We start from the raw sequence: 15,670 nt of genomic DNA on the forward strand, positions 1-15,670 counted from the left end.
AAGTGACTAATGACTACGATGTTGTGATTATTGGTGGCAGTTTAGCTGGACGCTTTGCTGCCCTAAGTGCAACCCAATTTAAGGCTAAAGTTGCTTTGGTAGAACCAACAGTAAATGGTGAATTATATTTGGCTAATGCCCTTTACGGGTTTGTCTATCACCAAGCATTTAGTCAAATCAGCAACTTCGCTAAGCAACTTGATGGGGCATTTCTCAAAGGGCTTCACATTTCATGTGCTGACAATGAACAGCAGTGCCAAAGTTCTGTAGATGCTTCCCAAGCATTACTTTACTCTCAAGGCATTATCTCCAAGATTCAAGAACAATATTCACCTGCGATCCTAGCGGCGCAAGGAGTGGATGTTATTGTTGGTGATGGTCAATTTCAACCATCACCAACTCTTGCATTTGTGGTCAACAATCGCCAGCTTCGCGCTCGAACGTATTTACTAGCTACGGGTTCGCGTCCGGAAATACCAGAAATTGAAGGATTGCAAAAAATAGGTTTTCTTACCATACCTGATGTTTGGCAGTCTCTTAGCAGCCCTACGCCACCCAAGCAGTGGGTGATTATTGGTGGTGTTCCCCAAAGTATCGAAATGGCTCAAACTTTAGCGCGTTTGGATTATGATGTGACGCTGATTGTAGCTAGAAAAAACATTCTTCCGCAAGTTGACTTTGAGATATCCCAACTCCTTTGCAGCCAGTTAGAAGCAGAAGGTGTGCGTATTATGACACAATCACCTGTCACTCAAGTCAGACGAATTGAGAATCAAAAATGGCTGCAAGTAGGAGATAAAGCTATTGAAACAGATGAAATTATAGTCGCAACTGCACAACACCCAAATATTGAATCTTTAAATTTAGCTGCAGTCGATGTTAAGTGGAATAGTCATCGCTTATTAGTCAACGATCGCCTGCAAACCACCAATCGTCGTATTTGGGCTTGTGGTGATGTTATTGGTGGCTATGCAATTGCTAATCTTGCTAACTATGAGGCAAGAATTGCTGTACAAAATGCGCTCTTTTTCTCAAGACAGAAAGTTAATTATCAACAGATTCCTTGGGGTATATTTACTTATCCATCAGTAGCACAAGTTGGTTTAACTGAAGCACAAGCTAAACGTCAATACAGCCTAGATAAAATTATAGTTGTAAGACAATATTTTAAATCTATAGCATCAGCCCAAATCCAAGATGAAACAACAGGTATATGTAAATTGATTACCCTGAATCATGGAGAAATATTAGGAGCTTCTATCTTTGGTGCGAAAGCAATAGAATTTATTCATGTGATTGCTTTAGCGATCGCGCAAAAAATTAAGGTAACTCGCTTAGCTCACATAGCACCTCTGTATCCCAGTTTCTCAGAGATTTTAGAGCAAACAGCCCTTTCTTGGAGTCAGCATAAGCTCAATAGCGATCTTGCTTGGCAAGATTTTCTTGAAAGCTTTTTTCACCTACGGCGAAATTGGAATTTGTAATTGGTTAGTGGTTAGTTGTTAGTGGTTAGTAGGAAAACAAGACACTTAACAACTAGCAACCAACAACTAACCACTAACGTCTTAAAGAAACATTACCAATTCCTTGGATGATACCGCGAGCAATCAAACCAATACCACGACCAATTATTCGTGTTAAAACAAATACGACACCGTTTCCTAAAAAAGAGAGTAATGATTGCAACCGAGGTGTTAATGAATCTCGAAATTCTATCGCTAAGGTGACAACTAGCGGAATGCCAGAAAGCTGAGCAAGTTCTTGACTACGAGGCGCATAAAGTGAAATTTTCGCAATACCACGAGGTGCAAAAATAAAAAGCTCGTAGCGGCTTTCAAAAATTGCTTTAGGCTCAGATACGTAAGTGCTTAAACGATACTTCCATGATAAATTATTTCTAAATTTTTCTATCTCTCGCGTGGAAATAAAGTGTCGGGTGTAGAAATTTTGTTTGATGGCTTCTACATCTGATAAAGAGTTTAGGAGTGGCTGAAATACACCATTTGCAATTTGAATCAAAAGATTTTCTAGAATATTTTCTGCCTGCTCTTTGGCTTCAGAACTATTAGGTGGATACGAAGTATTATCTACTTGTAAATCTGTTTGAAATAATAAGTAGGTAAATAATTCGACAAAGAAGGGTATTTTATTGAGAATTTCTCTTTGAACAACAACAGCATCCTGGAGCAGTAAATTGACGATTTCTAAATTGCGATCGCCAACTCTAATCTTAGAAAATTTTCCAAAAAAATCTATAGTTGATTCTCGCCATATATCAAGTAACACAGTCTCTTTTAAGTTATCTATGTCGGAAATTTCAACATGAGATGTACGCATTTTATCCAACGTATCTGCAACTTTTTGCAGAATCATATAGAGAAGTTCGCGTTTTTTATCTTCACGCAAAATATCAATTTCTAAAACCACATTAGTTAAATTTTGCGAAGAAAACTGAATTTTTGTAACACAAAGAGCAAATAATTCTGCTTGTAGTGCTCTGGGACTAGGTAAAACTGAGGGTTTTGGAGGTTTTAAAAAATCTGAATTGTGACGGGAAGGGCGTGAAGGTAAGTCTATGGGAAACTGCGATCGCACGTCCGCAAAATAATTGCCTTGAGGAACATCACGGGTGAGGGAATCGCGATCGTAGGAGACTCTCGCCTCTACTTGTTGCCTTTCCAAAGGTGAAGTTAATAACTGATCGAGTAACCAACGGGCGGCTAACAGTTCTCGCCGTCGCCCAGCTAGAGATGCTTGTTCTAAAAGTGGAAGCCCAGGAACTTGTAGTTTTGCGGTAACCTCTGCCAAAGTAGCGTTGATGTAACTAGCACCCGACAGGCGCAGTTTATTCCGCAGACGAAGTAAGGGGATTAACCGATTTTGGATTTTGGATTTTGGATTTTGGATTTTGGATTGGTTATTTGTACTTCTCCCTTGTCCCCTCTGCTCCTCTGCTCCCCAGCCCTTCTGTCCTCCTACTACCCCGTACCAAGATGAACGCCCTGCGGCTACTTCTTCCATGGCAGTCACTAATTCAGCAACAGGTACACCTTTAGGACAATAACCATTGACTCCCGCCGCCTTTGTTGCTAAGAGTATTCCTTGTTCTTGAGTAGAACTTAGAAGCAACACTGGCAAGTTGGGGTATTGAATTTTCAAATGCCGACAGAGTTGTAAACCCAGTTGTTGGCTTGAGATGGAGTGACCGTTGCCCAGTTCTAAAACCACCAAGTTCACACGATTAGGATCATTTTGTGCAAGTTCTGCTAGGATCTGCAATGCAGTGGTATCTGTTTCGGCTTCGGATATCACCTCAATGTCAGGGATGACTTCCAACGCTACCCTCAGCCCTAACCGAAAAATAGGGTCTTGGTCAATTAACAGTAGTTTCAACGGGCGATCGCTCATAGTTGGCTAAAAACAAGTGTTGTTTTTATTAGGTAACAACCAGCTTTACAAATTAGCTTAATTTCCCTATTGTCACCTGTTTTAGCAACTCAATAAATGATTAATAATTCTCATAGGCTGGCATTCTACATCTAAATAATGAGTTTGAGTTTTAGGCATTGGTTAGCAGAACACGATATTGAAATTCCCCATATAAGCCAATTTTCATCGGGGCAGATAGTGGGCTTGGCGTTTCGTATTGTTCAGGATATGGAACTCAAAAGCCTGAGTATATTTGATATTTGTCCGTTAGTCGAAGTTTTAGAAATGCCTTTAGGGGCTGTTTTACTGGAAATTTCTGTTTTTGCACAACTCACTCAAAACCTAGTCACCGTCTTTAGCCAAAAAAAATCTTTAAAACGCACTGAGGGAACGTGGTTAGCGTTCCAAATTGCTTATCTCCGTGCTTTACACCAAGTTCTTAGTCAGGAAAAAAACCTACACCGACCTTGGATCGATAGGGTGATGATATGGAATAGGCAGACAAGAGGACAAAGGGAACAAGGAGAATTCCCCCCCTCCCCCCCTCCCCCTATCTCCCCCTCCTCTTATCGTCCTCTTCTGGATGCTCAACTCCAAGGGTTGCTGAAAACTCTCCGTCCTGGAAAACTCACGGACACTCAAGCTGAGCAAGCATTGTCTGTAGTTGCAGATTCATTACTTGTCCAACAGATGAATAATGCTTCTGTGGCTTGGTTATTGGCTAATAGTGCAGAAGAAGCAGAAGCTAAATTGATCGTACAACGGTTGGTGAATGGACTTGCTGGACATTTGCTTGCTGCAATTGCAGAAAATGCTCCCCCATTTGCTCAACTCCAAAAATTCTTTCGGCTAGGTAGTTCGTTACTCCCAAATTCTACGCCTAGTGCTTCAGCCGCAGGTGACAAAATAGACTTGTACCGAGAACTCTACCGAGCCAGTTTGATTCAAAGTTACTCAGAACCGCTATTTGTAGAATCTTTTGCTCTCAAAGATATTTATGTCTCTCCCAAGGGTCTGCCAGTAGAGAAGAATGATTCCCAACAAGTGCCAAAAGCTTCTCAGTTAGTCGATTTAATGATGTGGGCGCAGCAACAACTCTCCGATCTAGAAACTGTCGCTTTGATTGAATCGGAAGCGGGTTATGGAAAAAGTAGCTTTTGCCGAATTTGGGCAGGAATACTGGCTCAGGAAGTTTATCCTCACTGGATGCCTGTCCTTATTAACCTTTCCGAGGTAACACCTTGCGAAACTTTGGAAGAAACATTGAATTCTGGCTTTAGAGGAAACTTTCACGTCAATCTTTCAGAATGGTTGGAATTATCTCATCCCAGATGCCTTTTAATTTTAGATGGTTTGGATGAGCTACCACCTTCTTATCTGGGTAAAAGGGCAAAATCAATTTTTATTCAGCAATTGCTTGACTTTCAATCCAAGCGCCAACACAAAGTTTTCTTGACCAGTCGGTCAGAGATATTGCAAGAAATCGCTCAAGAACTGCCATCACAATTGAGACGAATTACTATAGCGTGTTGGGAACAGGACGAACTCAGACAGTGGTTCCAGCAATGGACAAAAGTACAATCTTTGCCGATTGCTCAAAATTTCTTTACGTTTTTAAAACAGGCGGGTATCTTTTCTACCAGATCGGAACTACAAAAACTCTCTGCCTTTGTTCGGCAACCTTTGATGCTTTATTTGCTGGGCATTTTACATCGTGAAGAATTGCTTGATGATGAAATGTTGCAGCTAGCAGCTAAAGCTCAGTACAGGGGAAATGCTTCTTTGCTATGGGAAATTTATTACCGTCTGAGTAAATGGCTGTTAGGTTACCCTCAGGCTGAAGGTATTAAAACAGTGCAAATGCGCTGGGGGTCAAGCCATATTCACCGTACTCAGGAAGCGATCGCAAATCTATTACAAGGTTACCACCCGCAAGAGTTACTTGAGATTATGCAAGATAAAGCGCTACGTATTTTACATTCAGGGCGGTCTCAGATAAGTTTGACTGATGAATTAGATATATTACCAGCGTTTTATTTTAAGCGAGGGGAAGGACGTAAAGACTTCTCATGCTTAATCTCTACACTTCAAAATCCAAAATCCAAAATCCAAAATCCAAAATCCAAAATCCAAAATTCTTTAGAGTTTACTCACTCTAAATTAGGTGATTATTTTTGTGCTAAAGCGATAATTGCAGGGTTAAAACGGTTAGTTGAACGTACTCCAAGTGCGTATGGTGAACCTACCTTTGTATTAGATTCAAGAAGTGAAATTGCCCTCCATCTTTACAAGTTACTTGGTTATGGTGCTCTCAGTCAGGAAATAGAAACACTTGTGATTGAGGGGTTGCGGCGCTTGAACAAGCGGGAGTGTTCTTTTGAGTTACTGTGTGAGCGTCTGTTACCTTTCTGGTATGCCTATTGCCAAGGTCATTGGTTAAATGAGGACATAGGACATAAGGCTTTGAGTTACTTTCAGGTGTTGCAAAACCCTGTTAATCTTGAACAGGTGAATGCAGCAGTAGGATTAAATATTTTTTTATTGCTTTTTAGCAGCCATCAGGAAGCAAAAATTCCTTTTTTGCCTTGTGGAAATCCTGCTTCTTTAACTGAATTTAATTCAGAAGCACTCACGTGGCTGATAGGTAGGACATCGATTTTAGGCAAAAACACTCTTATATTTCGCCTTCGCTCAAAATCTTTTAGCTTTATCAATTTGTCAGGAGTTCATTTGGAAGAAGTAATGCTAGCAGGGTTTAATTTTGAGCAAGTGAATTTATCAAATGCTGAGTTAGTTGGGGCAAATTTAGCAGCAGCAAATTTTCAAGATGCAAACCTTGCAGGTGCAGATCTCTCGAATACAAATTTAGAGAATGCTAACTTCATGGGAGCCGATCTCACAGGCGCAAATCTCACAGGAGTGAATCTTGAGTCTGTTAATCTGACTAATGCCTGTTTATTTCAAGCTGTGTTAACTGATGCTATTAAAGAGATTGCTTTAAGCAAGGGTGCTATATTCTCATCAGAACAGTTTCAAATCATCAAAAATTTCCTGTCACAACAATCCCAACTTAATATTATTAGCAGTACGGACAATACAGCTGTCTGGACTAACAACAATATGTTGGAGAAGGGAATTATTGAAAGTATAGAAGGGGAACTGATTCTTTCAGAAGAGTCATACGATATCAGTGACCAGTGACCAGTGTACGGGCGCAATGCCTTGCGCTCCTACTCATCTCTATTCTGTTCTTTGTTATTGCGGTAGCCGTAAAAGTTGATACTGTAATCGGTAATTTTTACGCCTGTTTGTTCTTCTACCTTGCGAATGAAATCTTCTGGGAGTTCTATATGAACATCCAGAATCTGGTTGGTGTCCAAACAGTTAACGTGACTGTGAGAATCACTAATATTGCCATATAAACGCCCATCACAGCGTTCAATACACTCAATAATGCCCTGGCTGGATAAAGCTTCTAAGTTTTGATAAACAGAGGTATGCCCGATCCCTTTTCCTTGCAAGTTTAGGCGATCGTAAATTTCTCGGGCAGATAGATGCTCTTGTGCATCCCACAACAGTTCTAAAATAAAACGACGCTGGCGACTCACGCGCATACCTAGCTGCTGACAGCGATCGAGAGCATCTTCTAGGGAACGAATTGGTTGTATAGATAACGCTTGTTTTTGCATATTTACTTTAAGTTTTTTAACTTAATGGGCTTTTTGTCCCTGTTAAATGTTTATTTGTGATTTTATGTATCTTGCGCTTCTGCTCCTCTAAGTCCACCTCTCCCCAGGCTTAGTTTGGAGCGCTGGGAAAATTGCAGATTGAAGTGGGGTATCTTTTTTGCTTCTCAAGCCTAAATTATTCACACCCTAATTTAAAACAAACTCATTACAACTTTAGCTTAAAATTGCTGTAACCGTCTACTGCACCGTTGCTATCTTGTCAATAGTTAATAATTATTTGCTATATGACTGTAATTTTTAGGACTTACGCACTCACATAAAAGAAACCGGGTTTCTGGACAGAGACTCATGGCTGAAACGACTATTTTTGGTAAAGAAACCCGGTTTTTGCGTAAGCCCTGATTTTGCTAAACAACTTCTCAGAAAGAAATCATCCCGAAATGTGGGTGGAGAGAAGTTGCAAGGAGCAAAACCGTCTGAGCAAACTTTCGAGTATTCTTGCCTACCTTGATGTAAGACGGGCTTCTAGCCCGACCCACAAGAGAAAGCCAACATTGTAAAATAAAAATTAAGAAGTCACCTATTTTGCTCGTCTTGGGGGAGTTATGCTTCTCTAGAGCGTCGGTACAGAAATCCCAAAAACCCGGTTTCTTCGAGTTGAGCATACGAGATATCAATCTTGCCGGCAGAGAGAAACCGGGTTTTTTGCCCCTATTTTAACTATTAGATCGGCGCTCTAGGACTGCATCCGCTAGACTTATAAAGTTTGCATTCTACTATAATGTCGCCATAAAGAACTACATCCGGTTTCAAACCATATGCCACCAAACAGGGTAGTTTTCTGTATTAAATATTACAAAATTACCCAAACCTATATGTTCCCTAAATTGAAACTCGAAAATCATGATGATGCAATTGATTGTACCAATTGGATTTCTTCTCATTGGTTTACTTAGTGGAATTATTGGCGAAAAAGTTATCTTTATAAGACTGAAAAAGATTGCATTTGGCAGAAAATTCCCAATTGGTGAAATACTAATTCAATCCTTAAATCGTATGCCGTTTATTTGGTGTACGTTAGGTGGTTTTTATGGTGCAGTTATTAGTTATCGTATAGTTCCAGAAATTACAGAACTTCTGAAAAAAGTTATTACAATTGCTTTTTTATACTCTGTTACTTTAGTTCTTGCCAGACTTACTGCTGGCATTATCAATCTTTATTTACGGAGAACAGAAAAACTTTCAGCATCTTTGATTTCTAATGCTGCTAAAACTGCTGTTTTAGTTTTAGGTATATTAATCTTACTGCAAACACTTGGAGTTGAGATTACACCACTTGTTACTACCTTGGGTATTACAGGTATTGCAGTTGGTTTGGCACTTCAAGACACATTAGCCAATTTATTTTCTGGCTTTTACCTAATTATCTCCAAGCAAGTAAGAACCGGAGATTACGTGAAGCTGGATTCTGGCAATCATGAGGGTTATGTTACAGATATAACATGGCGAAATACAACTATTAAGGAGCTTTCTAACAATGTCATTATCGTACCTAACTCTAAGCTAGCTACTGCAATTTTTACAAACTACCATCTTCCAGTTAAAGAGATTACCTTGAGAATGACTGTAGGGGTTTCCTACGATAGTGACTTAGAACAGGTCGAAAGAGTCACTGTAGAAGTGGCTAAAGAAGTTATGCAAGAAGTGGCTCCAGAATTGATGAGCAATGAGCCTTATTTAAGATTTGAAAACTTTGCTGATTTTAGTATTAATTTTACGCTTTATATGCGGGTGAGTGAGTTTTTCGATCAACGCATTGCCAGACATTTGTTTGTTAAGAAATTGCACAAACGCTATCAAAAAGAAGGAATCAAAATTCCCTTTCCTATTCGTGACATTTACATGCAAGGAAATTAACAGTGACCAGTGACCAGTGACCAGTGGCCAGTGACCAGTGACCAGTGACCAGTTAACTAGTTAGGATCGTCATTTGTTATTTGAAACGTGAGGTCTAATGAGTGCTTTGTCGAACTGACGTATTTGTAAGTAAAAAATAAAATTATTTACTCTTCATCCTTTCTTCACATTAAGTGTGAAAAGAGTAACAAAAACGCGGTAGAGTTGATAATTTAGTAAAATTACGTAAGCTTTTTTAGTCCTTTATCTCTTAACCTTTATACTTTTAGATGCTTTTTTACCGGAAGGTTCGTTTAGGGAGACGTTTGTGAAATTGTGTGTAGAACTGATAGAGGTAGCGATCGCAAGGTAAACTAAATGATTTTATCAAAACGTCAATTATTTGTAATTTTAAGTGTTTCATCTGCCGCACTCTCGGTTATAGCAGAACCACTAAAAGCTTTTGGCAACCAAGCTGCAAGCGCCAGTGGAGTACAGCAGATGAATATTTTCCAAGCCCTTGTATTGGGTTTTGTTCAAGGAGCTACGGAATTTTTACCTATTAGTAGCACGGCACATTTAAAAGTAGTGCCAGTGCTACTTGGGTGGGGCGATCCGGGCGTCGCTTTTACCGCCGTTATTCAGCTAGGAAGTATTGCTGCAGTACTGTGGTATTTCTGGGGAGATTTGACACAACTTGTCTTAGGAGCAACAAAAGCAATTAGCCGTTCCGATTACCAAGACAAAGACTTCCGTGTCAGTTTGGGAATTATCATAGGAACTCTGCCAATTGTTGTTTGTGGACTTTTGATTAAAAAATTTATCCCCGATTTTGATAATTCCCCTATACGAAGTCTAGGAGCAATAGCAGTTGCTTCAATTTTCATGTCCATAATATTGGGGGTCGCAGAAAAACTCGGCAAGCGGAAGCGGGAATTTAGCCAATTAGAAATGTCAGACGGCATATCGATGGGATTGGCTCAGGCTATGGCACTCATTCCCGGTGTTTCTCGTTCTGGTTCTACCCTCACAGCAGGACTATTTATTGGTTTGGAAAGAGCAACCGCAGCAAGATTTTCCTTTTTGTTAGGTCTCCCTGCTATTACCTTAGCTGGTTTAGTTGAGTTAAAAGGTTTGTTGGAAGTCGGTGTCGGGGATAATATGGTTCCCTTGATCGTCGGGACAATTTCATCAGCAGTCTTTTCTTATTTAGCGATCGCTGGTTTGTTACGTTTTCTAAAAACCAGAAGTACTTGGGTATTTATCTGGTACCGTTTGGTCTTTGGTGTATTGATTTTAGGGGCAATTGGAGCAGGGGTTCTGGTTAATCAGTGACCAGTAACCAGTGACCAGTGACCAGTGACCAGTGACCAGCGACCAGGTGGGCAATGCCCACCCTACTCCCTACTCCCTTTTTCAAGCGCTGCTTTTAATTGCTGACAAGCTTTTTCAATGGCATCAATACTACCAGGATTGACAAGCCCGTAGTAATCAAACTCGTAGACTCGATTATTTTTTGTTGCTTTCAGTTGGTTCCAAAAAGATTCTGACTTAAAAGATTTTAAAAGCCCTGGTTGTGGGCTAACAATAATAATAACTTCTGGATTTGCTTCTAAAATTTTCTCCGCAGAAAGATTTATATAACCAGGTATGGGGGTTTTCCCTTGTAAATCAGCTGCTAAATTTTTTGCCTGAAATTTATCGAGTAAATTACCAGCCCAGCTTTTTTTATTCGGTGCTAAAATTGGTTGACGGCTAACAAGCACTAAAGTAGATTCGTTCTGAATTGGCTTGTCGGGCAAAAAAGTTTGATATTGCTTTAAAAGTGGTGTTGGATCTGCTCCAACGATTTTTGCTAATGTTTTAGTTAAATCTTGTATTCCTTCCCAACTATCAACTTTAGTCAGCAGAGTTTGGATACCCAACTCTTTAAGTTTATTCGTTGTCTGATTGGAAAAACCCTCTGCACCAATGACTAAATCTGGTTTCAGGGCTAGGATTTTCTCTAGATTTGGCGGTGCTTGACCTTCACTGACACGAGAAATATCCTTAAAACGTGGGTCATTTTTGAATAAATTGCTACCAGACATACCCACAATTTTTTTGCTATCTAATCTAGAAATAATATCTGTGGAAAGAGATGTAAGCGTCACAACTTTTTCCACTGACTGAGCAGGTTGCGGTGACACAGAAGTAGCAGTTATCTCTGAAGTCTTTGCCTGCTCATTTGCTGTGTTTGAGCAAGCCAAAATACCAAAACTTATCCATATTAATAGTCCAATCAATATTAAATGACGCTTCATAATAAACCTCAAAATGTATTAGCAATTGGGGATTGGGAATATTTTGCTAACTCCCTTTCTGTTCTAAAATTACCGATTTTTGTAGGGTGGGCAATGCCCACCCTACGTATAGGGATTAGGGATTGGGAAAATAGCCCCAGTCCCCAATACCTAATCCTCAATCGCGATTAAAGAACAAATTTGCAAACCTACTGGTGTTTCGAGTACAGCAATTTTTACACCTAAAACATTAGCTAAATTTTCTGGTGTTAATACTATTTTTGGTTCTCCTAAATCCCAGATTTTACCTTGGCAAATTAGAGCAATACGAGAGCTATACCTTGCGGCTAAATTGACATCATGCAACACTGTAATAATTGATATATTCTGTTCCTGGTTAAGTTGTTTGAGCAACTCTAATAATTGCAATTGGTAGCGTACATCTAAATAAGTTGTTGGCTCATCTAACAGTAATACTTGTGGATTTTGTGCTAATGCCAGTGCTAAAAATGCTCTTTGTCTCTCACCACCTGATAGTTGTTCTACAGGGCGATCGCGAAATGTTTGCATTTGTGTTAGCTGTAGAGCGGTTTCTACTTTCTCTCTATCCTCTGCATCTAATTCCCATTGCCACCAAGGCTGGTGGGGTGTGCGCCCCAGAGAGACTAACTGCTTTACTGTCAACCCTGGAGGTATTGTTTGCTGTTGTGGTAGTAAAGCCAACTTTTTGGCCACATCTATAGCTTTTTGAGTGTGAATGGCTTGTCCGTCGAGGAGTACACATCCTGTTTGGGGTTTCAACAAGCGACTCATCAGTTTTAGCAGCGTGGATTTTCCCGAACCGTTAGCACCAACCAAACTTAACCATTCTCCAGCTTGAAGTGTCAGGGAGATATCTTGAATAACGGGTTTGCCTGCGTATCCACCAGTAAGTTCGTGAGTTTTTAAGATCATGATTTGCGGTTGTATAATAACCAGATAAATACAGGCGAACCAAGCAGTGCGGTGACTGCACCTACTGGTAATTCTACAGCGCCCAGGCGAGAAAGCAGATCGGCTCCTGTTAGGACTAACGCGCCACCCACAGCACTTAAAGGCAAAACAAATCGGTAATCTGTGCCAACAAACAAGCGGATACCATGAGGAACGATTAAGCCAACAAAGCCAATCAATCCCGCTACACTCACAGCACCTGCAGCAAGTAATGTAGCAACAGCACCAATAATAATACGCGATCGCGCTAGGGAAACTCCCAAACCAACAGCTAAATCATCTCCCAAATTTAATAAATTGAGACTGCGACCAAGTAGAGATCCTACCAATAAAGCTATACAAATATAGGGTCCTGCGATCGCAACCAAATTCCATCCCCTACCGTTGAGACTCCCAATTAACCAACTTAACGCAGCTTGGATCTGTCCATCTTCTGCTAAGAGCAACAAAACAGATTGAATTGCCCCAAATAACGAACTCACAGCAACTCCACCCAAAATTAACCTTTCGATAGAAATACCATCACCACTGCGAGCCAGAAGATAAACGAACAAGGTAGTCAATAAGCTACCAACCCATGCAGCAAAGGGAATCCAACTTTGCAATATCCCCAGAGCCAATATTGGGACAACCACCAAACCCGCCCCAGCCGAAATACCAAGCAAGAAAGGATCTGCTAATCCATTCCGAAGCATTCCTTGAAGCAGTGCGCCAGACATTCCCAAAGCTGCACCCACCAACATTGCTGCTAGGGTTCGAGGTAACCTTAAATCCCAGATAATAGTTTGAGCCAATGTGTCGCCTTTGCGAAGGACTGCCTGCCATAATTGGGATGGAGTCAAGGCAACTGCCCCAAAAGACAAGGAAATTCCTATTAAGAACACCAGTGCTACACTTAGCAGTAAAGTTGCCACTATAACACGGTTCTCAGAGATAATTTTCACTGATGATAGTTGTTAGTTGTTGGTTGATAGTTGATAGTTGTTAGTTGTTAGAGACTGCCACATAAAAAACACTATAATTTTTCTATTGATTGTACCACTAACAACTAACCACTAACCACTAACCCTATTCAAAATGGCTATTATTCATCCTGCCCGAATTACTAAAGTAATATCCGAATCTATCGCTGCGGAAATTGGATTTGAACCGGGAGATGCCATTGTCAGCATTAACGGTACAAAGCCCAGAGATTTAATAGATTATCAATTTTTATGTGCTGATGAAGTGCTGGACTTAGAAGTTTTAGATGTTGCTGGCAAAACACATCATATAGAAATTGAAAAAGACTATGATGATGACTTGGGACTAGAGTTTGAAACAGCACTCTTTGATAGTTTAATTCAGTGCAATAATCGCTGTCCCTTCTGTTTTATAGACCAGCAACCTCCAGGCAAGCGTTATAGTTTATATCTTAAAGATGATGACTATCGACTCAGTTTTTTATATGGCTCCTACTTAACCCTCACCAATTTACCAGAACGAGAATGGCAGCGTATTGAGAATATGCGCTTGTCTCCCCTTTATGTTTCTGTTCATGCAACAGAACCAGAAGTCAGAATCAGATTGCTCAAAAATCCCCGTGCAGGTAAAATTTTACAGCAGATTCAGTGGTTCCAAAAAAGAAGACTTCAAATTCACGCACAAGTTGTAGTATGTCCTAGTATCAATGATGGCAGTCATTTGGAACAAACACTCAGGGATTTAGCGTCTTTTCATACAGGTGAAGTTCCTGCTGTTGCTTCTGTAGCAGTAGTGCCAGTGGGTTTAACCAAGTTTCGCCCGCAAGAAGACGAACTGATACCCGTAAGTACAGAAACAGCAAGGGAAACGATCAACCAAGTGCGATCGCTACAACAAGAGTTTCGTCAAAAATACGGTCAAAACTGTATTTGGTTAGCTGATGAGTGGTTTCTGATCGCTAGAGAGGAATTGCCAGAAGAGTCTGAGTATGCAGACTATCCGCAAATAGACAACGGTGTTGGTTCCATTCGTTTATTTCTCAGACAATTTTCAGAAACAGCCGATCGGTTGCTACCACCAAAGGTTGAACCTAGAAAATTGACTTGGGTTGTGGGTAACGCAGTAGAACAAGCATTTGAGCCAATTATTAAGCGATTAAACTCAGTCGAGGGATTAGATGTGAAGATGCACGCTTTGTCAAGTGATTATTGGGGACAGAATATTACTGTAACTGGCTTGTTAACCGGTCACGATTTGCTGCTGAAGTTAAAGGGGCAAGATTTGGGAAATGGAATTTTGTTGCCAAGTGTCATGCTGAAACATGGCGAATTGGTATTTTTAGATGATATAAGTGTTGAGGATGTGGCTCAAGCACTGGGTACAAAAGTATTTCCAGTGTCAGGAGTTGAAGAATTGATTTTAACTTGTATTCAATAGTTAGTGGTTAGTAGTTAATAGTTAAAATCTTGCCACTATTCACTAACGATGACAGGCGAGACGCCTGTCCTACACCACTAACCACTAACTAAATTATGCTGTGGGGGTTTATAGTGACAAATCGGAGACAAAAAATTCAAAAAGCAGGATTTTTAATTTTAAATGTTAAATTCTTACTATTTAATTTACTAATGTTGCCAGCTACCGCAACAACTACAGAACCAGTCATCAGTATTGTCCAAAGTACAGAAAATACAAATCAGTGGACGGGCATTACAACCCGTTTGCAGACTGCAGGGGTAAAGTATTGTGTAATTCCCCTGTGGAATGTGAGGAGTGCGGCAGATTGGGGCGATCGCACTATCTTATTTATGCCCAATGTTGAGTCATTAACTCCCGCACAAGCTATTGCTCTAGAAGAATGGATGAGCAAAGGAGGGCGCTTAATTGCTAGCGGTCCGGTGGGAAGTGTATCAGCACCAGGAGTTAGACAGCTTTTGCGTACACTGTTGGGAGGTTATTGGGGATTTAGCCTTGAAAGCACACAACAGTTACAACTTCCACCAAAACAAAAAATTCAGTTTTGGGCAGATAAAAAGGAACTTTTTGGTAAGATACGCGGTGGTGTGGTTGTTCCCGATGAATTAGCAACAACTCAAACGCCTGCTGTTTGGGATTCCAAAGATAGCCCAGTGGCAGTAGTAGCCACCGATCGTTCTACATTTTTTGGTTGGCGTTGGGGAGTCGATGTTGTTGCATCACCAGAGTTAGATACAGCTTGGCTGCAAACAAGCATCAACCGTTTTCTCAAAAAACCCACAACCGCTCCAACGCGAGTTAACGGGGGTTCTGAAACCTGTAGTACCACTGTAGCAACGGTTCCCTCTACTTCTGGGACAAGGAAAGTAGAGAGCAGGGGAGCAGGGGAGCCGAGGAGCAGGGGAGAAAGCTCCGCCGCATCCACTGCATCCACTGCATCCA

The 15,670-nt window shown here is 40.6% G+C and carries 10 protein-coding genes and 1 pseudogene; 6 read left to right on the forward strand and 5 right to left on the reverse strand.

Annotated features, from left to right (window positions below; translation table 11 throughout):
* The first annotated feature begins 2 nt into the window (after window positions 1-2).
* Window positions 3-1,484: a dihydrolipoyl dehydrogenase family protein gene (locus tag WA1_RS30775; RefSeq protein ID WP_026134361.1), complete on the forward strand. Its 1,482-nt coding sequence runs from the start codon at window positions 3-5 to the stop codon at window positions 1,482-1,484.
* A gap of 73 nt (window positions 1,485-1,557) precedes the next feature.
* Here WA1_RS30775 and WA1_RS30780 read toward each other — a convergent pair whose 3' ends face one another.
* Window positions 1,558-3,408 (reverse strand): DUF3685 domain-containing protein, encoded by a 1,851-nt coding sequence (locus WA1_RS30780; RefSeq protein WP_017740464.1) that lies wholly within the window; start codon window positions 3,406-3,408, stop codon window positions 1,558-1,560.
* 138 nt (window positions 3,409-3,546) lie between these two features.
* Between WA1_RS30780 and WA1_RS30785 the strand changes: the two genes are divergently transcribed.
* Window positions 3,547-6,630: a pentapeptide repeat-containing protein gene (locus WA1_RS30785; RefSeq protein ID WP_017740463.1), complete on the forward strand. Its 3,084-nt coding sequence runs from the start codon at window positions 3,547-3,549 to the stop codon at window positions 6,628-6,630.
* A gap of 29 nt (window positions 6,631-6,659) precedes the next feature.
* On the opposite strand, the gene WA1_RS30790 is transcribed toward WA1_RS30785, so the two are convergent.
* Window positions 6,660-7,118 carry a Fur family transcriptional regulator gene (locus tag WA1_RS30790; RefSeq protein WP_017740462.1) on the reverse strand — a complete coding sequence of 153 codons (459 nt, stop codon included), beginning with the start codon at window positions 7,116-7,118 and terminating at the stop codon, window positions 6,660-6,662.
* A 906-nt stretch (window positions 7,119-8,024) separates the two neighbouring features.
* Here WA1_RS30790 and WA1_RS30800 point away from each other — a divergent pair.
* Both WA1_RS30800 and WA1_RS30805 read left to right on the forward strand, forming a co-directional pair.
* A complete protein-coding gene (locus WA1_RS30800) occupies window positions 8,025-9,035 on the forward strand; it encodes a mechanosensitive ion channel family protein (RefSeq protein WP_017740460.1) in 1,011 nt (336 codons plus the stop codon).
* 357 nt (window positions 9,036-9,392) lie between these two features.
* On the forward strand, window positions 9,393-10,349 hold the full coding sequence (locus tag WA1_RS30805) for an undecaprenyl-diphosphate phosphatase (protein WP_017740459.1): 957 nt from the start codon (window positions 9,393-9,395) through the stop codon (window positions 10,347-10,349).
* Between the two features lie 62 nt (window positions 10,350-10,411).
* Here WA1_RS30805 and WA1_RS30810 read toward each other — a convergent pair whose 3' ends face one another.
* From WA1_RS30810 to WA1_RS30820, 3 genes are all read right to left on the reverse strand, one after another.
* Window positions 10,412-11,317, reverse strand: a complete 906-nt coding sequence (locus WA1_RS30810; protein WP_017740458.1) for an ABC transporter substrate-binding protein — start codon at window positions 11,315-11,317, stop codon at window positions 10,412-10,414.
* Between the two features lie 150 nt (window positions 11,318-11,467).
* Window positions 11,468-12,250, reverse strand: coding sequence for an ABC transporter ATP-binding protein (locus tag WA1_RS30815; RefSeq protein WP_017740457.1), 783 nt, complete (start codon window positions 12,248-12,250; stop codon window positions 11,468-11,470).
* A complete protein-coding gene (locus WA1_RS30820; RefSeq protein ID WP_017740456.1) occupies window positions 12,247-13,233 on the reverse strand; it encodes a FecCD family ABC transporter permease in 987 nt (328 codons plus the stop codon). Before WA1_RS30820 ends, WA1_RS30815 begins: the two co-directional genes overlap by 4 nt.
* Before the next feature lie 133 nt (window positions 13,234-13,366).
* Between WA1_RS30820 and WA1_RS30825 the strand changes: the two genes are divergently transcribed.
* Both WA1_RS30825 and WA1_RS53480 read left to right on the forward strand, forming a co-directional pair.
* Entirely contained in the window at window positions 13,367-14,689 is a 1,323-nt protein-coding gene (locus WA1_RS30825) for a TIGR03279 family radical SAM protein (protein WP_017740455.1), read from the forward strand.
* Between the two features lie 191 nt (window positions 14,690-14,880).
* Window positions 14,881-15,670, forward strand: a pseudogene (locus WA1_RS53480) (glycoside hydrolase family 10 protein); the annotation flags it as partial.

The sequence above is a fragment of the Scytonema hofmannii PCC 7110 genome (assembly GCF_000346485.2).
GTDB classification, from domain to species: Bacteria; Cyanobacteriota; Cyanobacteriia; order Cyanobacteriales; family Nostocaceae; genus Scytonema; species Scytonema hofmannii.